20 protein-coding genes and 1 pseudogene are annotated in these 24710 nt (G+C 45.1%); 5 read left to right on the forward strand and 16 right to left on the reverse strand.

All coding sequences use genetic code 11. From position 1 onward, the window contains the following. Window positions 1–42: 42 nt before the first annotated feature. A complete protein-coding gene (locus tag I8U27_RS18580) occupies window positions 43–1962 on the reverse strand; it encodes a BglG family transcription antiterminator (protein ID WP_181751209.1) in 1920 nt (639 codons plus the stop codon). 573 nt (window positions 1963–2535) lie between these two features. On the opposite strand from I8U27_RS18580, the gene I8U27_RS18585 reads away from it, so the two are divergent. The 3 genes and pseudogenes from I8U27_RS18585 to I8U27_RS18595 all read left to right on the forward strand — a co-directional run bounded on the left by I8U27_RS18585 (window position 2536) and on the right by I8U27_RS18595 (window position 5076). After that, window positions 2536–3666 carry a zeta toxin family protein gene (locus I8U27_RS18585; protein WP_181751210.1) on the forward strand — a complete coding sequence of 377 codons (1131 nt, stop codon included), beginning with the start codon at window positions 2536–2538 and terminating at the stop codon, window positions 3664–3666. A gap of 211 nt (window positions 3667–3877) precedes the next feature. Next, window positions 3878–4357, forward strand: a complete 480-nt coding sequence (locus I8U27_RS18590; protein ID WP_181751211.1) for a hypothetical protein — start codon at window positions 3878–3880, stop codon at window positions 4355–4357. Window positions 4358–4417: 60 nt separating this feature from the next. Then, window positions 4418–5076: pseudogene (locus tag I8U27_RS18595) on the forward strand (RNA-guided endonuclease TnpB family protein). 153 nt (window positions 5077–5229) lie between these two features. On the opposite strand, the gene I8U27_RS18600 reads toward I8U27_RS18595, so the two are convergent. The 8 genes from I8U27_RS18600 to xylF form a co-directional block, all read right to left on the reverse strand. Next, a complete protein-coding gene (locus I8U27_RS18600; protein WP_181751212.1) occupies window positions 5230–5667 on the reverse strand; it encodes a hypothetical protein in 438 nt (145 codons plus the stop codon). Window positions 5668–5795: 128 nt separating this feature from the next. Continuing rightward, window positions 5796–6041, reverse strand: a complete 246-nt coding sequence (locus I8U27_RS18605) for a hypothetical protein (protein WP_181751213.1) — start codon at window positions 6039–6041, stop codon at window positions 5796–5798. 14 nt (window positions 6042–6055) lie between these two features. Then, window positions 6056–6697 (reverse strand): hypothetical protein, encoded by a 642-nt coding sequence (locus tag I8U27_RS18610; protein ID WP_181751214.1) that lies wholly within the window; start codon window positions 6695–6697, stop codon window positions 6056–6058. 777 nt (window positions 6698–7474) lie between these two features. Further along, window positions 7475–8971, reverse strand: coding sequence for a xylulokinase (gene xylB, locus I8U27_RS18615; protein WP_181751215.1), 1497 nt, complete (start codon window positions 8969–8971; stop codon window positions 7475–7477). 37 nt (window positions 8972–9008) lie between these two features. Then, window positions 9009–10322, reverse strand: a complete 1314-nt coding sequence (gene xylA / locus I8U27_RS18620; RefSeq protein WP_181751216.1) for a xylose isomerase — start codon at window positions 10320–10322, stop codon at window positions 9009–9011. A 70-nt stretch (window positions 10323–10392) separates the two neighbouring features. Continuing rightward, a complete protein-coding gene (locus tag I8U27_RS18625; RefSeq protein ID WP_181751217.1) occupies window positions 10393–11562 on the reverse strand; it encodes a sugar ABC transporter permease in 1170 nt (389 codons plus the stop codon). A gap of 5 nt (window positions 11563–11567) precedes the next feature. Further along, entirely contained in the window at window positions 11568–13079 is a 1512-nt protein-coding gene (locus I8U27_RS18630) for a xylose ABC transporter ATP-binding protein (RefSeq protein ID WP_181751218.1), read from the reverse strand. A 47-nt stretch (window positions 13080–13126) separates the two neighbouring features. After that, window positions 13127–14230, reverse strand: coding sequence for a D-xylose ABC transporter substrate-binding protein (gene xylF, locus I8U27_RS18635; protein ID WP_181751219.1), 1104 nt, complete (start codon window positions 14228–14230; stop codon window positions 13127–13129). Between the two features lie 308 nt (window positions 14231–14538). Between xylF and I8U27_RS18640 the strand changes: the two genes are divergently transcribed. Then, the gene (locus tag I8U27_RS18640; protein WP_181751220.1) at window positions 14539–15717 is read left to right on the forward strand and encodes an ROK family transcriptional regulator; all 1179 of its coding nucleotides are present in this window, start codon (window positions 14539–14541) and stop codon (window positions 15715–15717) included. Window positions 15718–16059: 342 nt separating this feature from the next. Further along, window positions 16060–17352, forward strand: a complete 1293-nt coding sequence (locus tag I8U27_RS18645) for an MFS transporter (RefSeq protein ID WP_181751221.1) — start codon at window positions 16060–16062, stop codon at window positions 17350–17352. Window positions 17353–17580: 228 nt separating this feature from the next. On the opposite strand, the gene I8U27_RS18650 is transcribed toward I8U27_RS18645, so the two are convergent. From I8U27_RS18650 to I8U27_RS18680, 7 genes are all read right to left on the reverse strand, one after another. Next, entirely contained in the window at window positions 17581–19788 is a 2208-nt protein-coding gene (locus I8U27_RS18650; protein ID WP_181751222.1) for an immune inhibitor A domain-containing protein, read from the reverse strand. 251 nt (window positions 19789–20039) lie between these two features. Next, entirely contained in the window at window positions 20040–20417 is a 378-nt protein-coding gene (locus I8U27_RS21455) for an ABC transporter ATP-binding protein (RefSeq protein WP_181751223.1), read from the reverse strand. Between the two features lie 15 nt (window positions 20418–20432). After that, a complete protein-coding gene (locus I8U27_RS18660; RefSeq protein WP_181751224.1) occupies window positions 20433–21440 on the reverse strand; it encodes a FecCD family ABC transporter permease in 1008 nt (335 codons plus the stop codon). Beyond that, on the reverse strand, window positions 21437–22480 hold the full coding sequence (locus I8U27_RS18665) for a FecCD family ABC transporter permease (protein ID WP_232345656.1): 1044 nt from the start codon (window positions 22478–22480) through the stop codon (window positions 21437–21439). The genes I8U27_RS18660 and I8U27_RS18665 overlap by 4 nt, the downstream gene beginning before the upstream one ends. 30 nt (window positions 22481–22510) lie before the next feature. Beyond that, a complete protein-coding gene (locus I8U27_RS18670; protein WP_181751225.1) occupies window positions 22511–23458 on the reverse strand; it encodes an iron-hydroxamate ABC transporter substrate-binding protein in 948 nt (315 codons plus the stop codon). An 82-nt stretch (window positions 23459–23540) separates the two neighbouring features. Next, window positions 23541–24356, reverse strand: coding sequence for an ABC transporter ATP-binding protein (locus tag I8U27_RS18675; RefSeq protein ID WP_181751226.1), 816 nt, complete (start codon window positions 24354–24356; stop codon window positions 23541–23543). Window positions 24357–24560: 204 nt separating this feature from the next. Next, a partial coding sequence (locus I8U27_RS18680) for an LUD domain-containing protein (RefSeq protein WP_181751227.1) occupies window positions 24561–24710 on the reverse strand: 150 nt, incomplete at its 5' end.

The following is a 24710-nucleotide window of genomic DNA, read 5'->3' on the forward strand; positions in this document are numbered from 1 at the left end:
GCACATTTGCTTGCGAAATAGATGGCAATATTTCTATAGTACTTAGTTGTTTCCATGGGTTTTTAATACTTGTATAAATTCACTGTAATTATCCACCTTTAGCAACTGGTCTACAAGCGTTGCATCCTCCACAATTTTAACGAGAAATCTGTACATTTTCTGGAGATCATCTTTATATTCTTTTTGAACACTCAACAGGCAAACAAATTGGACTCGATTCTCTCCCCACAAAATCGGCTTATTTAAAGTACAGACGGACCAAAAAGTTTTATCTGTCATCCGGCTCATGGGATGGGGAATCGCAACCAGATTGCCGAAGCTCGTAGGTGAGATGTTTTCCCTTTCCAGTAAAGCTTCTTTAAAGTTTTCAGGAATCATATCAAGCTCTTCCAGTTTCTGTGTTAAAAAGTTGATAACTTCTTCTTTAGATTTCAACTCCTGTTTCAAAAACACCCATTCCGGTTCTATATATTGAAGAATGCCATCCACATCTTCAATTAGCATATTTTCAATCCTGTGAATATCCTGGCCTGTTATAATCGTGTTTACATCAATGACTGGAATGGAAAGAGGGGTTTTGATCGGAATGGTGCTGATGACAAAATCAAGCGTGTCTAACGGATAGTTTTGCAGATCATGTGCGTTCAGGGTATCGATAATGTCCAAACGGGAACCAAAAGTGGCTTTTAATTTATAGTAAAGAAGTTGTGAGCTGGCTACCCCGGTCGCACATACAATCACACACCGCTTGGATCCGGATTTTGAGCGGATGCGTTCCAATGCGGCTTCTACATGTAAAGCCAAATATCCTATTTCATCCTCGTTAATTGAAATACCCAGGATATTGTCGAGAGTTTTGCCCATGATGACCCCTGCATCGAAAGCAATCGGATATTTCTGCTTGATCTCCGCCAGGAGCGGATTCCGTATATTCATCTGATAGTAATGCCGGTTTATTGCCGGCTTTAAGTGTAAACTGAGGCCAAATATAAGTTCTTTATCGTTCTGGATGCCAAGGTTCAGATACCTTTCAACTTCAGCCAACAGCTTTTGAGTTAAAGAATAGATATCATGATCAATGAGAGCAGACAAACTGGCGTCTTCCCTACTTCTGTAAGCAATGGTTTTAGTTCCCAGTAAATGAATGGTGATATACGCAATTTCAGCATCCGGAAACGGAACGTTTAAAGAACACTTGATATCATTCACAATTCGCTCTGAAACCTGATACTCTTTTTGATTCATAATATGATGTAAATCTTCTTCATAAATAGAAACATAATTTTGGCTGAGAACTCGTTTACAAGCAATTGCAATGTGGATGACAAGATTATTGACGCCAATATCTGATAACTGGATTCCGGCAGCGTTCGTATGTTTTAAGATAATGGAACGAATTGCTTCCAGCTCATCATCAGGCAGCAAAGAAGGAGCCTTGTGAGAGGAATTAAAAACATGTTCAGCCATACAGTAGCGCAACTTAATTTCGTTGCCGGTAATTTTTAAGCCGTAATTTGGCCGTTTATCCAGTTCCAATTCATAATTGCTCATAATTGAACGGACTTCTTTTAGATCATTTTTTATTGTGGATTCACTGACAAAAAGTTCTTCAGCAAGTGTTTCCAATTTTATATAACCCTCAGATAGAAGCAATCTCTTAATAATATAATTCACCCGTTCCTTAGGCTCGGTTGGAACCGCTTCCATTTTGCTGTAACTAAGAGCAATTTCTTGCAAAAAGGAGCGGAAAGAATTGTAGTCCAATATCTCTAACTGATAACCTTTACCACGGAGAGCAACTATTTTGGCTCCGTTTTTTAATAAGGCTTCTGAGATCTCCTTTATATCATTGCGAACGGTACGCGAGGTAATTTGAAAAATATTAGCCAATTTGTGGCTTGTTACTTCCTTTTCAGATTGCATAAGAATACGCAGCAATTCCAGTTGTCGGGAAGAGAGCATGGTCGGTCAAACCTCCTCTATATCTACAGGATCCTGGATGTTTCTGTGAAAGTGTGTGCCATGGTGGGGGAAGACAGAATTCTGCCTCGCTACCAATCAACGCCCTGCAAGGAAGTAAAAGTGGCCGCTCCTAATTTTTTATATTATTTTTGAATAAAACAAATTCTATATTTAATATTTACCTTCATATGCATAATTCTATTCTATCAAATTTTCTCCCCAAGATGCCCTGGATGAAGATGGACACAAAGTAAAAAAATAACAAAAGCCTGTAAATCCCACTTGTTAGTGAATACAGGCTTCTGTTATTCTATCATTTACTCAAAGCAGCCAATCAAGCAGATTTTGCCCCATTTAAGGCAGTAGTTCATCCCATTGTTCATTCCCAATCATTTTAAAAAGTTTAGTGAGGGTGATCGGCCCTAGAAGTGCCATGCAATGACGTACAGGAGGTAATTTTTCCAGCCGCCCTGACATTTTTTGCTTTTATTATATCAATCCACTATTGTTGAAACAAGAAAAACTCTGCTTTATACAGAAAACTCTTTTTTATCTTTTTGAGGGGGAATGGTTATGAGCAGGTCAAATGAGCAGATATATAGGAAGTTATCTGCCCACGCACGATTAGATGTAGCCATCGAAATGATGGCGTTCATGTCAGCTCAAATACGAAAAGAACTGAGACTGGCCAAAGCAAAACAAGCCGGCTCTGAGGAAATGGCCGGGCTGAAGGCGAAACGGGAGATCTTAGCCCGGGAACGGCAAATGATGTATTTGGGTGATGAGGCAATGATCAGAAAAGCCATTGTCGAATATGGGGAACAGATAAAAGAAAAGTTCAAAGGCAAAGCCCGTGATTTTCCAACATACAAGTTGCCGGCAATGGAACACGATGCTGTTTTTGCAGAGATACAAGCAAGCATTCTGGACCCGGTCCGTCCGGTTGGACAACCTGCCGCCCTTATTCTGGGCGGACAGCCGGGGAGTGGCAAAGCCGGGCTTATTCGCATCCCCGTATCTGAATTGAAGGATGGAAATGTCGCCATCATCAACGGAGATGAATTTCGCGAAGACCACCCCTACAGCAAAGAGATCCTTAAAAAACATGAACAAGATTATGCAAAGCTGACCGACCCCGATGTGCGGGAGTGGACCAAAAGGCTGTTTGATCTGGCGATTGAGACCAGGCGAAACATTATTTTTGAAGGAACGATGAGGAACGCCGGCCCGATCTGCAACACGTTAGACCGTCTGATCCGGGAAGGATACAAAGTGATCATTCGTGTCATGGCTGTCAATGAAAAAGATAGTTTGCTGGCTGTTTTTGAAAGATATGAGGGCCAAAAAGCAACCAAAGGCGCCGGCAGGATCGCTCCCCGTTCCTCTCACGAAGCCGCTTACTCCGGAATGCTGCACACAGTCGAACGGATTGAAAAAGAAAAGTTATTTCACATTCTTCAAGTCTACAACCGCGATTATAAGTTACTTTATGAAAACAGGATGGTAAATGATAAACATCAGCACTCCCCCGATGCAGTCAGGGCTATCCGGGAAGAACGGGATAAGGAATGGACGCCGGAGAAAACAGAACAATACTATCAGAAGTGGGAGCAAGTAATCTCCATGATGAAAGCTCGAAAGGCAGACCCCGAAGAAACTACAGATGTGATAAAAATAATAAATGAGTTTTTATCTCGGGAATAAGTTCAAGAATTTCCTTAAAACATTGAACCCTCCCGCAAGTCCTGCGTTTGACCACTCCCCACGCATGAATGCGGGGATTATTCAAGACAGCCCCCCAAGGTGCATTAAATGGCACTATTCATTACAGTCCAAAAAATAGGAATCGTTGATTTACATGCATATATCCATTACACTTTTGATCATACATAACTTTCAAGACAGGAGGTAAACCGTGAAACCACGAACACTTGGATTTGGATTTTTATCATTATTCATCTATTTACTTGGGATTTATTCCCTTTCATTAGCTTTCATGTTTTTGAAATCAAAACCTCCATATGGATTTAACATACGACTGGCGTTTCTGCCCGCCGATTTTAATGCCCTACTAGGAGTTCAAATCCTTGCATTAATATATTTTGTAATCTCCCTTGTGCTCATTTTTAATCCGAAAAAGGATACAGTATCATCAACAACAAGCATTGGATTTTGGGCTCTCTCCTCAAGCACTTTCTTATTTGGAATCAAATATTTAATCCTTGTATTGGCTTTTCTAATATCGCCCCAGTCGAAAATGACTGGCTTTCTATACAATGTTGACTGGATGTACTACGTGTTTGAATGGATGATGGATATTCTGTTTTGGGGGGCGGTCATTTTATTTTTGATGAGATTGATTATGATGGTTAAGAAAAAACAAAGTTCAAGCTAAAAAATAAAGACTCTTACGTTATGGGAAACAACACATCGCAGAAAACAAGGGGGTGAATATATGCCTGCGATCACACTGCGTTTGGAGCTGCATAAACCAACGAAAGCAAAACAACAAATGTATCAAAGAATGACCGAGGTCAACACAGATTTTGCTAACTGGCTTCTTTTGCATCCAGAAGTGAATCAGGCAAATTGACTTAGGTCTCAGCTATCTAGCAGTTGCTGGTATTGGAACGAGCTCTCTTTTCTTCAAAGGCTCTGCAGTTGCTTATGCTCGTAGACGATATGCATCCAGAAGACAGAAGCTGGGACAAGCAAAAAAACTACAAGCGATTAAGAAATCCAAAGACAAAGAATCTCGCTGGATGAAAGACCAAAACCATAAAATCAGTCGACAAATGTCAATCATGCACTCGCCAACGGTGTTGGAGTGATTCGTATGGGAAGATTTGACTGATATTCGCAATACTGCTAAGTCAAAGAGAACCGATCAAGGCAGAAATCTACATTCATGGTCGTTCTACCAACTCAAAGAATTCATCAAGTACAAGGCTGAGATGGCCCAGAATACACCAGCCAAACTTGCAAATGCGGTCATCAAGCAAAAGCCAATCGAAATGGTTTAAAGTTTCGATGTAAAGAGTGTGGACAACCTGTCATGCCGATCTCAACGGAGCCATCAATATAGCGAAAGCAATTTCGGGTTTAGCAGCCTAGCGTACTGGTAACAGGGACGCCGCCCATGTGGGTACATTCTAACTGCATGGGACGGGGTGATGACACACCCCTAAACTTGAGCGTTGTCCAAAACGGAAACGGATTGCGGACGCTAACGACTCAAGAATCCCACGGCTTCAGCCGTGTGGAGTGTCAAGCGCCATTGCTTTTGGACTTCCATTGGATCACTGAACTTGGTTCGCGAAAGAAAAAACGTATGACTTCATCAAGTCCCCACAAGCCAATCGCATAAGGCAGCAGCTTCACAAAATCCTTTACTGTTTGCGGAAAGATTTGATTTGACGCATATTCTTGAATCAGCGCCCCGAGGAAATTGAGGGCAAAACATCCCAGTGCAATGGCCGCAATGTGACAAAACAAGGAAAGCAACGCACGGATGACCGGAGAAAATCTCTTTGTAACCAATTCAGTAAGCGCCATGAAAGGCAAGATAAACACAATGATTATGATTGACCAGATGGCCAGCATAACCATAAACACATTCCCGTCAACCACTTGATATACCAAGTTCAAACATACAAGAAAAAGAAGCACAAGCTCAATCAACCTTCTATAGATCGTCTTAGTCACTTTTTCCACCTCCTGATAGCAGTCAATGGACGGGGGAGTCAAAACTTGAATCAGTTTAATTAGAGAACTTGGGGGCTCATCATGAACAAATGCCGTTCCCGCAAGCGGTAAATTCATCAGTCAGTATACTACAACTCACGAAAATAATGGCCCACTCTGGAGAAAAACCTGCTAACTTTTGAAGGGGTGGGGACATATTGGGATACGGTAGACAAAAGTCCTTTATTTTCCCCTTCCGAGCTGCCCAATTCATATCCCTTTAAGATATCTGCGGTGTCTTGTGGATCATCCAGCAGCCCTTTTTTCCAATAATCGGGCTTCTCTTCTCCATCGATGTAAACATTTTTGAAGTCCAGTACCGCTTGGATCAGCATGGTTCCTTTTACCGTTACCCCCCGTGAGAGTCCCAGTTCGCTCCCCGCTGTACTGAAGCTTTGTAATCCTCAGTCATCGGCTTTCCATCCAACAGGATTTCACTGTTTTTGTAATAATCTTTGTTTTTGACATTCCACTTCCCTAACCCCAACTCCAGCACAATTTGCGGCGCCCACATGGTTCGCATATCTTTTCTTGCATCTGAAAAATATTTCTCTGCGTCTATAACGTTCCCATTGCCGCTTTGTTTTACTATCTCGTCATCTGCTTTATCCTTAGCATTAGGTTTGAGTAAGAATGAAATAAACGCAAAATTTATCATTGGCTGCCTGAAAATAAAAAATGCAGAGACAAGGAGTATGGGTACACCTACAAAGAGCCCGATGTTTTCAACACCGACTTTGTTAATCTCAGATAAGATCTCACCCAGCCAATCCCCAGCGTCTGCAACGGTTCCCTTGGTCCACTCCCAGGCTTTACTGAACATGTTTCCAACTGCATCCCAGAACCCGTTTTCTTTTGTTGCGTTCTGGTTGATTGACTCCTGTTTCTTAGGTGCCGGACCTTTTTCAACCCTGTCGAAATGGTCATTAACTTCTGGCACATCAAAACTGCCGCCAGTAGCATGAACTTCACCGAAACCAAAGGTACCCACGCCAACACATGTTAAAAGAATGATAATGATGAATCGATGATAATATGCTCTCATATTCATTGTTACGGAAATTTATAAAACTCTTGAAAATAGTTGTATTTCCTTTTCTGATTCAGCGTGTCCTGTTCCGCAACAAAAGTACGTATAGGCATGATCCGGGTACAGAGTTATTTGCTCTCCGTAACGCTTCACCTCACTTCGCTAAAAAATTGATTAAATATTAGGGGGGATTTTCCGGATGAAATTGATCAATCTATTAAATGAAACATCCTTTTTTTAGATTTGGGTTAAAGGTTGAGAAATATTATCTGGCAGGAGAACGAGGTTGTCCTTATTTCCATCTCATCCCGGAGTTAATTTTTATAACACTCATAACAATTCGACTACTTTGTTCGCTTAACTACTGCTTCCACTTGTTCAGGGTAACCGGAATACACGCTATGTTGTCTCCCTAAATTGCTTAAAATTATCTATATGATAAATTATACACAATATACATTGTATATTGAAGATTTGTATTTAATTCCACATGCTTTTACCATCCTGTTCCTGATTCATTTACACGCAAAACATCTCCCTTCCATAAAAAATTCATCCAATCTATCATTTTATAGTAGATAGCAGGAAGCAGGACGGGGGTATTTTTCAGTTACTGTTAATAAAAAACACAGGCATAGCCAGGCAGCCACTCCCGCAAAAGAAAGCTGCCTGAACAAACCTGCATTGAACCTCTTTTTCTCATCTGAAGTCAAAGGATGTTATCTTATAGTTAATCTGCTATGCCCTGAACTCTTTCAGCCGCTGATTTAAACCCTTTGTCTGTTCATAGATGCTTTGATAGATAGCGAAAAGCTCTTTGTATTTCCGTACATTCTCCGGTTTGGGCGTAAACTCGGCAGCTGGCTGCACAAATTGTTCCGCACATTCTTCAAGAGACCCGAACCAGCCGCAGCCCATCGCCGCCAGCATCGCCGCTCCCATCCCGGGGCCCTGTTCATTTTTCAGTCCCACGACGGTCGCATTGAAAATATCTGCCTGCATTTGGAGCCAACACGGATTTTTTGCCCCGCCTCCGATGGAAACAACTGTGGAGATCGATTTTCCTTCCTGACGCAGGATTTCAATCGATTCATTCAGCGAAAACGTAATCCCCTCCATCACGGCCCTGACAAAATCCTCTCTCTTATGGGAAGCATCCATTCCGATAAAACTTCCCCGGATCGCCGAATCCGCGTGTGGCGTTCTTTCTCCTGCCAGATAAGGGGTAAACAATAAACCGTTGGCTCCGACTGGAACGCGGTCCACGCCCTGCAAGAACTCCTCAAAGCTTTCCCCGCCGGCAAAGGTGTCTTTAAACCAACGCAAGCTGAAGCCGGCGGAAAGAGTGACCCCCATCGCATAATAGGCATTCTCTTTCGCATGGTTGAAGAAGTGGACCTTCCCGCGGAAATCCCGGTCCTTCCGTTCTTCGCAGGACAAAATAACGCCGGAGGTTCCAATGCTGCACAAAGTATTCCCTTCCGATAAAATACCGGCTCCAATCGCACCGCAGGCATTATCGGCTCCCCCGGCGAAAACTTTGGTGGAGTCCCTCAGACCTGTCCGGGAAGCGATTTCCGGCAAAAGAGTGCCCACACAATGATGGGATTCTACCAGAGGAGGGCAAAGATCGACAGGGATATCAAAGTGGCGGCATATCTCCGTACTCCATTGTTTTTCAGTCACATTCAGCATCAAAGTTCCCGCAGCATCGGAATATTCGCTGTTCAATACGCCCGTCATCCGAAACCGGAGATAATCTTTTGGCAGCAAAAAGCGAGCCGCCTGCGCGAAGATATCCGGTTCATTTTCCTTGACCCATATCAATTTGGGCAGAGTAAATCCTTCCAGAGCGATGTTTTTCGTCCAATCGACCAGCCGGTTCCCCAGCCGGTCGTTGATGGCTTTGCACTGCTCCGTCGTCCGCGTGTCATTCCACAGGATGGCTTTTCTCAGCAACTGCCCTTTCTCGTCCAACAGCACCAACCCGTGCATCTGACCCGAGAAGCTGATCCCTTCGATATCTTCCGGATTCACACCGGAGACCTCCACCAATCCGCTTAGCGCAGCAAGGGTTTTTTCAACCCACTCTTCCGGATCTTGTTCACTGTGACCAAAAGCGTTTTGAATGAGAGGATAGCTTTTTGAAACTTCCTGAACAACTTCTCCGTCTTGATTAACCAGTAATCCTTTAACAGCGCTGGTCCCCAGATCGATACCGATCACATATTTCACAGAGGTTCTCTCCCTTTAAAAAAGGTATCTGCCCTGTTCAGGCTTCCAACAGATATTGATTCAAAATTGATTTCAGCTTTTCTTGTCTCCCCGATTCATTTTGGATCTCTTTTTTGTCCAATATATAAGCTTCCAGCGTGCGGAAGTCAGCTTTTCCGGATACGATGTCAAGGCCGATTCCCTCCCGGAAGCTCCGGTACCGATGTGTCAGGACCTCTTCCAAAACGCCGTCTTCAATCAGCCGGTGAGCCACTTTCAACCCTTTGGCAAAACTGTCCATCCCGGCGATATGGGCGTAAAATAAGTCTTCCGGTTCAAAGGAAGGCCTTCTCAGCTTGGCATCAAAGTTGAGACCGCCGGAACCCAATCCGCCGTTTTTCAGAATTTCATACATTGCCAGGGTGGTTTCATACAGATCGGTGGGGAATTCATCCGTATCCCAGCCGAGCAGGTAATCCCCCTGGTTGGCATCCACAGAGCCCAGCATCCCGTTGATTCGGGCCCATCTCAATTCATGCTGGAATGTATGCCCGGCAAGGGTGGCATGGTTGGCTTCAATATTAAACTTGAACGAACGGTCCAGTCCGTACTTTTGGAGGAACGACATCGCTGAGGCTACATCATAATCGTACTGGTGTTTGGTCGGCTCTTTGGGCTTCGGCTCGATCAGGAACTGTCCCGTATAGCCGATCTCCCTGGCATAGTCGACGGCCATCTGTAAAAACCGGGCCAGGTTGTCCAATTCTAACTGCAAATCTGTGTTGAGAAGAGTTTCATATCCTTCCCGTCCGCCCCAGAACACATAGTTTTCCGCACCTAATTCTTTTGCCGTTTCCAGCCCTTTTTTCACCTGGGCAGCGCAATAGGCGAATACATCGGCATTGCAGCTTGTCGCCGCACCATGAACAAATCTCGGATGTGTAAACATGTTGGCTGTATTCCACAGGAGCTTCACTTTACTGCTCTGCATATATTCCTTGATCAGGGCTGTAATTTCGTCCAGGTTTTTATTGGTTTCCCTCAAGGTTTCCCCTTCGGGAGCGATATCCCGGTCATGAAAAGCAAAGTAAGGGACATTCAGCTTTTCAAAAAATTCAAAAGCAGCTTCGACGCGGGCTTTGGCCAGATCCATCCCTGAATAACGATCCCAGGCCCTTAACATGGTTCCCTGTCCGAACGGGTCGGTCCCATCGGCGGTAAAGGTGTGCCAATAGGCGACAGAGAACCGCAGATGCTCTTCCATCGTCTTTCCTCCGACCACTTCCTGCGGATTGTAGTATTTAAAAGCCAGCGGATTCCTCGAATCTTTTCCCTCATATGAAATAGTGCCTACATTTTTAAAGTATTCCACGTAAATATCCTCCTTGAAATGTGTAATAGTTTATGCAACGCATATGGGCTTAGCACAGGCAAACTCGGGTTTACTTCGCCACTTTTCTCTTGCGGCTTGAGATGTCCAGCCATACAGCCAGAACGAGGATACTCCCCTTTACGATGTATTGCCAGAAGGATTCCACCCCCATTAACGACATTCCGTTATCCAGGGAAGCCATCACCAGAGATCCGATCAAAGCCCCCAGGATGGTACCGGTTCCTCCCATCAAGGATGTACCACCAATCACGCAGGCCGCAATCGCGTCCAACTCGTACATCTGCCCGGCCGAAATGGTTGCAGAAGTGAGACGGGAGGTCAGAAGCAGGGCAGCGATGGAAGCGAGCAAACCATTTAAGAGAAATACCATCATCGTTCTGCTCTTGATGTTAATGCCGGATAACGCCGCCGCTTCAGGATTTCCGCCAATCGCGTAAATATGGCGGCCGAAGGAAGTTTTATGAGCGATGAAGGAGAAAACGAGAGCCGACAGGATGACGAAGCCAATCGGAAGCGGAACACCTTTATAATTGTTCATCGTCAGTACAAAAGCGAGGATTAATGCACTGTAAAAGATGATTTTCAGAGCATCCACTCCAACAGGCATCACCTCAAACCCGTACTTTCGCCGGGAACGGCGCCTGCGCATCGTGGACCATATAATCGCTCCGGTCACTAAAACAACCATAATCAAACTGAAACCTCTCGTAAAATAAGCATCTCCCAGCAAAACATAAGCAGGATCGGAGATGGAGATCGTGGTGGAGTTGGTGACACCCATCAATGCCCCCCGGAAAACCATCATCCCACCCAGGGTGACAATAAAAGCCGGTACCGCCCGATAAGCGACAAGCCACCCCTGTACGAACCCAATGCACGCCCCTGCTGCCAGCGTACCCAGAACCACAACCCAGATGGGAAATCCGAGCCAGGTACTGAGAATGGCGGATAGCCCGCCTGTAAAGCCGACAACGGAGCCAACGGACAAGTCGATATGGCCAGCCACAATCACTAAAACCATCCCGATCGCCAAAATCGAAATCACCGACATCTGAGTGAACAAGTTGGATAAATTTCGTGAGGTTAAGAAGGTGCTGTCCAACATGCCGAACAACAGCCAGATGAACAGCAGCGCACCGATCATGGTGTAAGCCCGGACATCCCATGTTCCCATAAGCCGGGTCAGCCGCCCTTTAACCGGCACATCTTTTGTCTCCATAAGATCTATTTCCCTCCTGTTGCTGACTGTATGATTTTTTCCTGGGTCGCTTCGCGGTAATCCATTTCCCCGACAATCTTACCCTCTCGCATCACCAGAATCCGGTCGCTCATCCCCAGAATCTCCGGCAGTTCGGAGGAAATCATGATCACAGCTACCCCTTCGGCAACCAGCCGGTTCATCAAGTGATAAATCTCGTACTTGGCACCGACATCAATCCCCCGGGTAGGCTCATCCAGAATCAGGATCTTGGGGTTGGACATCAGCCATTTTCCGATAACCACTTTCTGCTGGTTTCCTCCGGACAGGGTGCCTGCCGCCGTTTCCAGTGAAGCTGATTTTATCCGCAGTTCCTTTACATATTTTTGACTCCACTTGATCTCATCGTTCTCGTTGATGATCCCCCAGTTGCTAACTTTCGTCAGATTGGGGAGAGTCGTATTGGTCTTAACATCCATGCCGAGTACCAAACCCCACCGTTTTCGGTCTTCGGACACGAGGGCCAGCCCCGCTTGAATCGCATCTTTGACAGACCGGATCTTTACAGGCTGATTCTCGATCAGAACCTGTCCTTCCGCCTTGCCTTCATACGCTCCAAACAGACTCATCACAAGTTCGGATCGCCCGGCACCCATCAAGCCGGCAATACCAAGGATTTCACCTTTCCGCAACGAAAAATTGACACCATCGATCCGTTTTATATCCGGTTGATCCCGGCTCCACACATGATAATCCCTGACCTCCAGTACCGTTTCGCCCGGCCTGTGTTCGACACGGGGGTATCTCTCCGTCAATTCACGCCCGACCATCATAGCAATGACGTGATTTTCATCCGTTTGTGAACGATCGAGGGTAGCGATGGTCTGACCATCCCGCAGAACCGTTATGCTGTCAGCCAACCGGAAAACTTCGGGCATTTTGTGGGAAATGTATATGCAGGTAACTCCTTTTTTTCTCAGCTGTTGCAGAATCTCCATCAAGATTTCTACTTCGGTTTCCGTCAACGCTGCTGTGGGTTCATCCAGGATCAGAACCCTGGCATCCTTTGACAGAGCTTTCGCAATTTCCACCAGTTGTTGCTGCCCGATTCCCAGGGTGCTCACCTTGGCATGGGGGGATATGTTCAAGCCAACATTCTTCAACCATTCTGCAGCTTCAAAATAGAGGCGGTCCCACTGAATCAGTCCCCTTTGAGACGGTTCCCTTCCCAAAAAAATATTCTCGCCCACTGTCATCTCTTTGACCAGTGCCAGCTCCTGATGGATAATTGCAATTCCCGCTTTTTCCGCATCGGCGATTTTATGAAACTCTTTTTTAATTCCGTCCATCCGGATTTCCCCGGAATAGGTTCCCACGGGGTAAAGCCCGCTCAGCACCTTCATCAGTGTCGATTTGCCGGCTCCGTTTTCCCCGCAGAGAGCATGAATCTCACCCTTTTTCACTTTCAAGTTCACACGGTCTAATGCTTTGACTCCCGGAAATTCCTTCGTGATATCGACCATTTCCAAAGCATACATAATTCCCCCACTCCCCTGTATAAGATGGAGTAATGAACCGGCTGAATCTATCCCCTGCCAACCTGCTTTGTGTCGGGCCATTGGTCCCTCGGTATATTTTTGTATACGTCTTCTATCTTGTGGAATCCGTCTTTAATTACCGTATCCACCAAATTCTCACTGGTCACTTCAATGGGATCAAGCAAGAGGGAGGGCACATCTATTTTCCCGTTATTCACTTTCTTATCGGTCTTAATCTCTTTCCCTGTCCCCAGCGCAACAGCCATTTCAGCCGCTTTCTCTGCAATTGCAGTGATCGGTTTATACACCGTCATCGTCTGCTTTCCTTCCGCGATGCGCTGAACAGCCGCTAAATCCGCATCCTGGCCGGAGACCGGCACTTTGCCGGCAAGCCCCTGTGCTTTCAGGGCTTGAATGGCACCGCCTGCGGTTCCGTCATTCGCCGCGACCACCGCTTGAACATTATTTTTATTCGCAGTTAAAGCGTTTTCCATATTTTTCATCGCTTCTTCAGGCTTCCAATCTTTAGAAAATTGATCATAAACGATCTTGATATCTCCTTTTTTCTCCAACGGCTTCAGAACGTTCATCGCTCCTTCACGGAACATATGAGCATTGTTGTCGGTATCGGCACCCCCAATATACACGTAATTGCCTTTAGGGGCCTGTTCCACAATCGCCTTTGCCTGCATTTCGCCGACACGGACATTATCGAAGGAGATATAATAATCGACATCGGAATTTCGGATCAACCGGTCGTAGGAAATCACTTTGATTCCTTCCCTATGGGCTTTTTCCACAATTGAGGCGGCAGCTTCCGCGTTATGGGGAACGACCACCAATACATCCACTCCCTGAGAAATCAGTTGCTCCGCCTGGCTCAACTGCGTGGCGTCATCACCGTTGGCCGACAATGTCTTAACCTCTGCCCCCAGTTCCTTCGCTTTTTTCTCAAACAGCGCTTTATCCTTTTGCCACCGTTCCTCCTTCAAGGTCTCAAGCGAGAAGCCGATGACCACTTGATCATCTTTTTCCTTTGTCTCCTTAAGCGCCTCTTCACCGGTGGTTATGATGCCGCACCCTGTAGCGGAAACGACCAACAGGGAGGCCAATGCGCTCAATTGAAAGCGTCTGAACCACTTGTTTAACATGGAACCTACCTCCTGCAAATCCGGTATACGGCTTCACTCCATCCCAACCCATATATCGCTTTCAGATGATTGCAAAGTATGCATCGCCGGGATGGCGCCCTTTCTGTCAATCATGACAAAAAACATGTTACCGCTTTCACCACAATCATATCATCCCTTCAATAGTTTGTCTATTGATTAAACAAAGATATATCAATCTTTCCTTTATGATTGCCTGAAACTCTTATATACTGTATGATGACTCCTATTACAACTGAGGAAACTCATTTTACATTAGTTTAATCATTATATAAAGAGAGGACAGCACTATGCGCATAACTGGTGATCAACACCTCATAAAAAAAATCAATAAATCAATCGTTTTTGAGACCATCAGGCAAAAGCATCCTGTCTCCCGCGCTCAGATCTCTGAATTGACGAACCTGAACAAGGGGACTGTCTCCAGTTTGGTCAAAGAATTAATCGATGACAATCTGGTCTATGAAATCGGCCCCGGCCAATCCAGCGGCGGAAGGCGGCCTGTCATGCTTCTATTCAACCATGTTGCCGGGTACTCCATCGGTGTCGATCTGGGTGTTAACTATATTTTAACTGTATTGACGGATTTAGAAGGAAATCTGGTGCGGGAAAAAACAACCGCCCTGCACGATCTTTCCTTTGAAGCCATCATTTCCACCCTGTTTCAGTCGATCCGGACCATGATCAGCCAGGCTCCCGACAGCCCCCGGGGAATCGTCGGGATCGGCATCGGGGTTCCCGGCATTGTGGACGAAACTGGAACCATTCTGTTTGCCCCCAACCTGGGTTGGAAAAACGTCAACCTCGCTGAAATGATCAGAGATGAATTTCATCTCCCTGTCACCATTCACAATGAAGCAAATGCCGGAGCGATGGGTGAACACATTTTCGGCGCAGGAAAGGGAGTGGAAAACCTCGTATATATAAGTGTCGGAATCGGGATTGGAACCGGGATTATCATAAATAATGCGTTATATGGAGGAACAGCCGGCTTTTCCGGTGAGATGGGGCATTTTGTGATTGAAAGCCACGGCAAAAAATGCAGGTGTGGAAATAGGGGCTGTTGGGAACTGTACGCCTCCGAGCGGGCTTTTTTGGATCAGGCAAAATCCCTGTCTGCCGCTGAAGCCGAAGATGGAGATATCGATCTGTTTATTCAGGCAGCAAACGAGGGAAATGGTGATGTCATCCGATTATTCAACCAGGTAGGCGAATATTTGGGGATCGGTTTAACCAATATCGTCAACACATTTAATCCTGAACTGATCATTATAGGCAACCGGTTTGCCAAAGCAGAAAAATGGATCAGCAATCCCATTCACCGGGTGATTGAAAGCCGTTCATTGCCTTATCACCGGGCACAGCTGAGGATCGCCTTTTCAAGCCTGGGTACGTATTCAACCGCATTGGGCGCATCCTCTTTCGCGATTGCAAACTTCTTTTCAGACATGAAAATTTCCGTGGAATAAGTTTTCTTCGCTATGAGACAAAAGGCTGCTGATTCTGCATACGTTATCAGCAGCCTGTTTAAATACAAACATGGGAAGCTGATTATATCAGAACGTATATGATTAACGGGGCACAATGTTTACCGACAGCCATCATCCCCCCAGATATCTGTTTAACATGTTCACGTTTGGCATCAGGTTGCCCCCCTAATGAATGCGTCTGCATCATTTAATTTTACTAAATAAAAAGTCGAATCACTTGTTTTAGTATAAATTTGTTGCAGGAAAAAATTTTTCGATCCTGAATGTATGTCCTATATTCTATTTTAATCAATGGAAAGAGGAGGAGGGGTTTTAAGAAACATGAAAAAGCAGGAAAGCAAAGCCCTGGTGGCCAGCCTGATCGGCAGTTCCATCGAGTGGTATGACTTTTTCCTTTATGGGACGATGGCTTCTCTTGTATTTAACCAACTCTTTTTCCCCAGTTTTGATCCGGTTGTCGGATTGCTCTTATCTTATGCCTCATTTGGAATTCCTTTTTTTATCCGGCCGCTAGGCGGTATGATCTTCAGCCATATCGGTGATAAAATCGGACGAAAGAAAACACTGGTCCTCACTCTTTCTCTGATGGGGATTGCAACCGTTCTCATCGGTCTGCTGCCTGATTACCAAACGATCGGGATCTGGGCCCCCGTCCTGCTCACGCTACTTCGCCTCGTACAGGGACTTGGGATTGGCGGTGAATGGGGTGGCGCCTTGTTGCTGGCTGTTGAATATTCCTCCAAAGAACAGAAAGGCTTTTTTGGCAGCGTACCGCAGATGGGAGTCACCATCGGGATGTTGCTGGGGACTCTGTCCATCAGCCTGATGACTCTGCTTCCAGACAGCCAGTTTATGGCCTGGGGATGGAGAATTCCCTTTATTTTGAGCGCCATGCTGGTATTCATCGGACTGTGGATCCGGAACGGAATTGATGAGACACCCGAGTTTAAAGAGACGCAAAAGAGCGGCAAGATTGCAAAAGTCCCTCTCTTTGATACCCTTCGTTATCAATGGAAATCCGTCTTGTTGGCAGTGGGTGCCAAAGTGGTGGAAACAGGCCCGTTTTATATTTTCTCAACCTTTATCATTTCTTTCGGAACCAGCCACCTCGGCTTTCCCAAAACAACCGTATTAAATGCGGTTACCATTGCCACACTGATCACAACTATCGCGATCCCGATCATGGGCAAATGGTCTGACCGGGTGGGCCGGAAGCCCCTCTATGTTTGGGGAACGGTGGCGATCATTTTATATGCGTTTCCTTACTTCTATTTGTTGTCGTCAAAATCGCATTTTCTGCTCATCGCAGCTACCGTCATCGGACTCGGAATTCTGTGGGCCCCCGTCACCGCTGTTCTCGGCACACTCTTTTCCGAGATTTTTACCACCCATGTTCGTTACACCGGGGTCACGCTCGGCTATCAGCTCGGGGCTGCAATTGCGGGCGGCACGGCTCCGCTTATCGCTACAGCCCTGTTGGAAACATACAACAACTCATGGGTACCCGTGGCTCTATATATTGTTTTTACCGGAATCATCTCTCTGATTGCCATCTCTTTTGTTCCTAAGCCGGAGAGGAGCAACCATTCACAGCTGCAACAAGCCGAAAAATAATAAAGACGAAAATCAGGGGCACCGGGAACAAGCCCGGAACGCCTTCGGATTGTACATTCAGAAGTGGGGGGACTTACATGCTGATTTTATCGGCAGATGAGATTCGGCAAATTTATACGATGAATCAAGCCCACGCCAAATAAAGAGCCTGCTCATTTCATGGAAAAGGAAATGAGCAGGCTTGTCTTTATCCTGTCCGGACCATCCAAATATAGTGGTTATTCCACCTTACCGTTTGGAAAGTTCAATATGGGCAGATGTTCCATCTTTTCTGACCTTTTTCAATTTAAATTGAAGGCCGTATTTTGGCAGGATCTTGCCAACGGTATCCACACCTTTTAACGAATAATCGTTTCCGTCGTAGAAGGTGGATACACCCGGAAGGCTTGGATAGTGCATAGAGCCGAATGTTGCATAGTTGTCAATATGAATTTCAGATGTCGGATTAAAGCTGAACGCGGCATCTACCAACTGATAACGATCCGTGGCGGGCTCGCCGGTATTCCAGTAATGAATACGCTGATGAGCGTCAACAACCCCGATCATTCCTTCGCCTGGATGGAGACTGGTGTTGTTATCGAGATAGCGGCCATCATAATACCATACGACCATCCCCGGATCACTGGTAATGAAACTGCTGCCGCGGCGCAAGTTAGCCAATCCCTGGTCCATTCCGTTATGGGTACGCCATTCGATCAGATAATAGCTTGGATACATTTTTCCTTTTCCATCAAAATGGATAAATCCGGAGAGATCAAATTTCGGTGTGCCTTCTCCGTCATCTGCAAATACCTGGTTTTCGTCTGCGGTTACAGAGATATTATCTACATAAAAGCCTTCCTGCACCCAACCGGCGTCTGTTACATAGTTAAATTCAACTTTGATTTTTTTGTTTGCAAAGGATGACAGGTCCAGTTCTTCTTTTACCCAGCCGCCAGTGACGTCATCATATGATTTAATCGTTGTTTTCTCGTTCGTTGCTGCATCGATGATATTTACATACAGGTAGTCGTAACCTGTTTCAATATCCCGCCAGGAGTCAAAGCTGAGGCTTGCCTTTGTCACACCTGTCAGATCAATCTCCGGAGAGGTCATCTTGGTATTGACGTTATCGCCCAAATCAGAGAAGTAAGCAAATTTGCCTTCCGCCGGCTGGGTAGGAGGCTGCTTTTCCACGTCAGGCAAATTCACTTTTAATACTTTATTCTGCGGCTTAAAGCTGACTGCTTCATTCACTTTATAAACCTGCCCGGAGCGAATGTCCTGGTGGTTGATTTCAACAGGAGAAATCCATTTCCCGCCAAAGGTTGCCTGTAAATACATTTTGGACCACGGATCAAAGCCGGTAGGTTCAGCTCCCGCGATTTTACCGTTCCAGGAGCCGCCGGACATAATCGACCATGTTCCTACCGGAGAACCAAAACCCTCACCGGTTGTATCGTAAAGGTCAGGCAATCCCAGGTTATGGCCGTATTCATGGGCGAATACCCCTACCGCACCATCTTCAGGTTGAATCATATAGTCATAAGCTTTCAGCGTAGTACCCGGAATCGCAGTGGGGGTTCTCAATGTCCAGCGATGGGACCAGATCGCATCCGCTCCAAGGTCACCCCCGCCTGCTTCTTCACCTACACCGGCATGAACCAGCATTAAGTTGTCCAGTAATCCGTCCGGCTCCATGACTTGTCCATCTCCGTCGATATCGTATGGGTCGCGTTGGTCATAAAGCGCTTCTTTTCCTTTAATCGCTTCACCAACCTGGCTTAATGTTTCCGCAACAAGACCACGGGGATCTTGGTCATTTTCTGCTGCTGTTCTTTTAGACTGAATCCAGGGTGTAACCACACCGTCAACGGTCCAGGTTCCGCCGGATTGTTGATAGTAGTATTGGGCCATGGTGGTCAGGCTAACACCTTCCGGAGTGGTATAGCCGTTTTGATTAAACAGCATTTTGCGATAGTGCTCCGGATTAAAATCTTTGGTGTACAGATTACCTTCCTCCGGCTGAATACGGTTATGGTTGTAATCCGGGAATTCTACCAGAGCCATAACGATATTGTCTTTGTGGGCTTTTGCCAGTTTCGCATCGGCAGATTTCCCGCTCGCTTTTTTGGCTCCACGCTGCCGGACACTTTTAAGGCCTTTTTCTGCTTTTTTCCCAAAGGATGTAGAAGTGTCGATGCCACCCTCAACACTGTTCTTAACTGCATACTCTTCTACTGCATTCCGGACTTCTTTCTCAGAGGCGTTTTTGTCAATCACCCCGCGCTGAATCAAAGCCTTAGATAAACGGTTAAAGTCAACAGTTGCCCAATCCACATGTTTCTCATGTTTGTCATGAGAAGTTGGTTGTGCAGAAGCCAGTGGTGCACCGGCAAATGCTCCAAGCACAAGGGAAGCAGATAAAACACCAACCATTGTTTTCCTGATTTTCAATGCGGTCACCCTTTTCCGGACTGGGATTATTATAATGATTCCGACTATTATGATGGGTCATAACGTTGCGTCTTGTACTAGAATTAGATTTAAATTATATAAGATTGTTTCTATATGTTAAAGTCGAAATAATTACAACCCTATTATAATTAATAATAAAAATATGTCAAAATCCATATGACAAGTGTTATAAATACTCCCTTTTGTATATCACTCATCTTTTTAGAAGCATCCTCATACTTCCCGCTCCACTAGTATGACACCCAACACACCATAGGGATTAACAAGAGGGATATGGCTGCAAGTTTTACATTTAAAACAACCATAAATATCAAAATCCCTATCGATCGAAGCACATGAGAACAGGAAGGAAGCAAAAAGAATTTAAAATAAAATTCAATCGAGCTGCATGTTTGTGTTACCCGATTGGCAAGATCCCCTTGTTTAAACTGGTACAGAGTTTTGGGAGAGAGCCGAGTTAACTTTGCAATCAGTTGGTATCTTAAACCGTCCGTTATCTCCCCGCTCACCAGATCCCGATTGAAACCGTGTGCTTTCAGCCGGCAAAACTCTGTAAATACAATTGTTCTCTGAATAAAAGAAGAGACGGACTTCCAAGTGAAGTTCATCCCTCCTTTTTGAAACTATTTTTTTGCCATTAAGTACATAAAATATGGTGCGCCGATAATTGTAACGATGATTCCTGCGGGAATACCTCCAGGGTCTAATATGGCCCTCCCAAGAGTGTCTGCCGCAAGGAGCAAAATGGCTCCGAGCATAGCTGCGATAGGAAGGAACCCCTGATGACGAGGTCCCACCAGGGCCCTTGCGATATGTGGAGCCATAAGCCCAATAAATGCAATCCCTCCGCTGACTGATACAGAAGCCGAAGAAAGAGCCACCGCGATAAAAATAAGGATTAGCCTTTCCCTCTTCACATGGACCCCTAAACCTACAGATACATTTTCGTCCAGATTCAATGTGTTTAGTACATTTGACTTTGCAAAAACGATAGGGATAAGCAAAAGAATCCAGGGAAGTAAAACCAGAACAAACGTCCAATCATCTCCCCAAATTCTCCCCGCCATCCAATTGGCAAAAAAATCATTTTCCTCACGTTCCAAACGGGTAGTCAGGGTAAAAATAGCGCCGTACATGGCAGCTGCGATCCCGACACCTATTAAAACGAGCCTGGCCGGGTCAACTCCTTTTCCTTTTTTATAGGCCATGATGTAAATGATAGCGGCAGTCAATATTCCTCCTGTTAATGCAAAAAGGGGGAGTACGTATAAAAAATGGGTCGATTCTGCGGTAAATAACATAACATAAAAAACCACCATTAACCCTGCACCCGCATTAATTCCCAAAACACCAGGATCAGAAAGCGGGTTTTTCGTAATACTTTGCAGGATTGAACCGGAAACGGCCAGTCCCATACCAGCTAAAATCGTGATGATAATTCTTGGAAGCCGGAAACCAAACAAGATTAAATTTTCCCTGCCGGTGCCCTGTCCCAAAATGGTACGCCCTAATTGAGCAGGAGATAAAGAAATATATCCGGTCGCTACGCTTATCACAAAAAGTGCCAGAAGCAAAACCAAAGCGGATATCATGGTTAATCGAACTCTTTTGAGCTGAGCTGAATTTGTCATGTTCTTTTTCTTCCTCCCATTCGTGCAAGATAAAGGAAGAAAGGAACACCAACCATGGATACGATGGCACCAACTGGTGTCTCATACGGAGCATTTACCATTCTCGCCGTTGTGTCAGCAAGAACCATTAATACACTTCCAAATACAGCTGAACAAGGGATGATCCAACGAAAATCTGTCCCAACCAGAAAGCGGACAATGTGGGGTACCATCAATCCGACAAAAGCAATAGGCCCAACGAGTGAAACGGCAGCTCCGGCCAAGATGAATACAACCGTTATGAGGACTGCTTTCGTTAATAAAGTCCGCTGCCCCAACCCTTTTGCTATTTCCTCACCAAAGCTGAGGATGGTTAACCCTTTAGAAAGCATGATCGCCATAAGAATGCCCACAACAACCACAGGACAGATCAATGTCAGTTGGAGCCAGTTTGTCCCTGAAACACTTCCTGCTTTCCAAAAGGCAAGATCCTGGGACAGTTTATAATATAAGGATATTCCTTCCCCTAAAGCGGTCAGCAATGCCGAGACTGCTGCACCCGCCAGAGTAATGCGGAGGGGAGACAGTCCTCCCCGCCTTAAAGATCCCAGACCGAATACCATCCCGGCCCCTATTCCCGCACCAATAAAAGAAACGAGCATGACTGTTAGATAGGCAGCATTTGAGTCGAAAGCATATACACACGCAAGAGCCAGACTTGCGCCGGCGTTTAGACCAAGTAAACCGGGATCTGCGAGGGAATTCCTTGTTATTCCCTGCATAATGGCTCCGCTGACTGCAAAGGCAGCCCCGACGATTGCTGCTCCCAGCTCCCTTGGCAGCCTGATGCTGACAATAATTTGATCTGTTTCCCTGGCAGAATCATAGTTAAAAATCGATCTCCACACAGTCAGAAAATCAATATTGGCAGCTCCCACTGAAATAGCCAGCACAATACTGCCGATCAGGAGGATAAATCCCAAAGCCAATATGGATGTACCGATTGCCGGCCGGGAATAAACTTTATTTTCTTCAACCTGTTTGTTTCCAGTCATTATCATAAAGAATAGTCCTTTTAATAAACTTAGAAATCATTTTCCTTTCGTCAGTGCTTTTACAATGAACTCCATTTCTTTTTCAAGGGTGATCGGATCATTAAAATAGGAGGACTTTGAATCAAATTTAATGACATGATTCTTTTGCACTGCCGGTATTCCTTTCCAAACATCCGTTTCCATGAATGAGTGATTTGTTGTTTCATCCCCTTGACCAACAAAAATGTAATCGCCTGCGTATTGTGGAATCACCTCGGCTGAAATCGCTTTATACCCGCGGCCAAATACCTCTTGTTCCACCTTTTTGGGAGCTTTAAGGCCGAGAGCCTGATAGATTACCTCTGTTCCTCGTCCCCAATTATCCCCATATACGTACATGTCTTTGCCAAATGTGTCAATCACCGTAGCGGTGGCGTTCTCACCGATGGCCTCCCGGACTTTTTTCTTCTCTGCTTGCGCTTTCTTTTGCCACTCTTCCACCCACGCTCTCGCTTCCTTTTCTTTGCCTACTAATTTTCCTATTTCAATATGCTGTTCCAGATAGTTATATTTTTCGTAGGTAAAAGAAACCGTTGGAGCGATCTCGGAGTATTTCTTAATATTTTTGTTGTTTGAATATGCGATGATCAAATCAGGATTTAATGACAAGAGCTTCTCCAGGGAATCTTCGGTGATTTCTTCTACATCATCCAATTTGCCTTCATAAAATTTATTCCCCTTTGGCCATTTATCGACGGCGATGGGGGTAATCCCCAGTTTCAGCAGATTTCCTGCATAGGCGGGCGCCAGCACCGCAATTCGTTTAGGATTGGCAGGCACTTCTATATCACCATTTTCAGAATGATAGATTCTCGTTTTTGCAGAAGAATTGGTTTGGGTGCCGGGATTCATTTTTTGGCTCGTTTCACCACTGCACGCTGCCAGCAAACCAACTGCAAGAACTGCAATCAAGCTTAGAAAAAAATATCTTTTGTGTACCTTCATTTCTCTCATCTCCAATTACTTTCGATAATAAAAATCATTATTAATTGAATGTTAAAAAACAACATATTTTGCACATAAATATTTATATTGCCATGTCTTCCGTTGCATGAAACCTGTTGATTAAATCATATGTAAGGCACATCGGTTTCTTTGTTCTCGGGTCTATTCCAATCTCAGCATCAATGTTAAAGACACTCCTTAGAACAGAAGAAGTCATTACCTCTTCTGCACTCCCCTCCTTCACAATATTACCTTCTTTCATGGCCACAATATGATCAGCGAAACGGGCTGCATGATTTAAATCATGAATTACCATAACAATGGTACGTTTTTCTTTTTCATTTAAGTATTTCAGCAGCTCCAGGACCTCCAGCTGATGGGACAAATCAAGATATGTTGTCGGCTCATCAAGAAGAATGATATCTGTTTCCTGAGCTAATGCCATGGCAATCCAAACTCTCTGCCTCTGTCCTCCTGATAGGGCATCGACCGGCCTGTCCCTGAAGCCGGAAATACCGGTTACCTGAAGTGCCCAATTGATTACTTGCCGGTCTTTATCTTTTAGCCTTCCCATCCCCTTTTGATATGGAAATCTTCCATATGAAACCAGCTCTGCCACTGTCAGTCCCTCCGGGGCATCAGGTGACTGGGGCAAAATCGCCATTTTTTGCGCAATCTTTTTGGTAGATTCTTTCATAATTGCTTTTCCATCCAGAAACACAGTACCAGATTTTGCAGTAAGTATTCGAGCCACTGTCTTCAAAACGGTGGATTTACCGCAACCATTCGGCCCAATAATCGCAGTTATTTTCTCATCAGGAATATTCAAGTTCAAATTTTTCACAATATCATAGTCTCCGTAGGCTATTCTTAAATCCTCGGTAAAAAGCCTGGACATGTTTTTTCCTCCTATGTATCATGGGGATACGGCGATCATGATAATAATTATCATTATCATATATATTTTGGGGGTAAAAGTCAATTTGATTCGTTCATCAGTGTTACTGATCCTGTTTTAAAGAGGGGCTTCTATCTTCAAGATAAAAGCCCCTCACCCCGCTAATCATTAAATATAATCAATCATTCGATAGATATCATATACTCAAAATGGATTGTCCCCCATGGTTGAGTGTTCCGGTTGGCTGGACAATAAAAAAATATATAAAGCCGCCGGTCCGTGAACGCCGATGCTGAGGTCATTTTCAATGTCGGCAGAACGGCTGGGCCCTGAAATAAAGTGAATGGAAGACGG

The sequence above is a fragment of the Paenactinomyces guangxiensis genome, assembly GCF_016055185.1.
In the GTDB taxonomy this organism is placed as follows: Bacteria; Bacillota; Bacilli; order Thermoactinomycetales; family Thermoactinomycetaceae; genus Paenactinomyces; species Paenactinomyces guangxiensis.

What these genes read in the sequence shown, in the direction of transcription:
- I8U27_RS18660 (WP_181751224.1), bottom strand. Translation starts at nt 21,440, where the DNA reads ATGACAAATTCAGCTCAGCTCAAAAGAGTTCGATTAACCATGATATCC.
- I8U27_RS18645 (WP_181751221.1), top strand. Translation starts at nt 16,060, where the DNA reads ATGAAAAAGCAGGAAAGCAAAGCCCTGGTGGCCAGCCTGATCGGCAGT.
- I8U27_RS18625 (WP_181751217.1), bottom strand. Translation starts at nt 11,562, where the DNA reads ATGGAGACAAAAGATGTGCCGGTTAAAGGGCGGCTGACCCGGCTTATG.
- I8U27_RS18605 (WP_181751213.1), bottom strand. Translation starts at nt 6,041, where the DNA reads ATGCTGATCCAAGCGGTACTGGACTTCAAAAATGTTTACATCGATGGA.
- xylF (WP_181751219.1), bottom strand. Translation starts at nt 14,230, where the DNA reads ATGTTAAACAAGTGGTTCAGACGCTTTCAATTGAGCGCATTGGCCTCC.
- I8U27_RS18630 (WP_181751218.1), bottom strand. Translation starts at nt 13,079, where the DNA reads ATGTATGCTTTGGAAATGGTCGATATCACGAAGGAATTTCCGGGAGTC.
- I8U27_RS18640 (WP_181751220.1), top strand. Translation starts at nt 14,539, where the DNA reads ATGCGCATAACTGGTGATCAACACCTCATAAAAAAAATCAATAAATCA.
- I8U27_RS18670 (WP_181751225.1), bottom strand. Translation starts at nt 23,458, where the DNA reads ATGAAGGTACACAAAAGATATTTTTTTCTAAGCTTGATTGCAGTTCTT.
- I8U27_RS18580 (WP_181751209.1), bottom strand. Translation starts at nt 1,962, where the DNA reads ATGCTCTCTTCCCGACAACTGGAATTGCTGCGTATTCTTATGCAATCT.
- I8U27_RS18585 (WP_181751210.1), top strand. Translation starts at nt 2,536, where the DNA reads ATGAGCAGGTCAAATGAGCAGATATATAGGAAGTTATCTGCCCACGCA.
- I8U27_RS18665 (WP_232345656.1), bottom strand. Translation starts at nt 22,480, where the DNA reads ATGATAATGACTGGAAACAAACAGGTTGAAGAAAATAAAGTTTATTCC.
- I8U27_RS18675 (WP_181751226.1), bottom strand. Translation starts at nt 24,356, where the DNA reads ATGTCCAGGCTTTTTACCGAGGATTTAAGAATAGCCTACGGAGACTAT.
- I8U27_RS21455 (WP_181751223.1), bottom strand. Translation starts at nt 20,417, where the DNA reads ATGAACTTCACTTGGAAGTCCGTCTCTTCTTTTATTCAGAGAACAATT.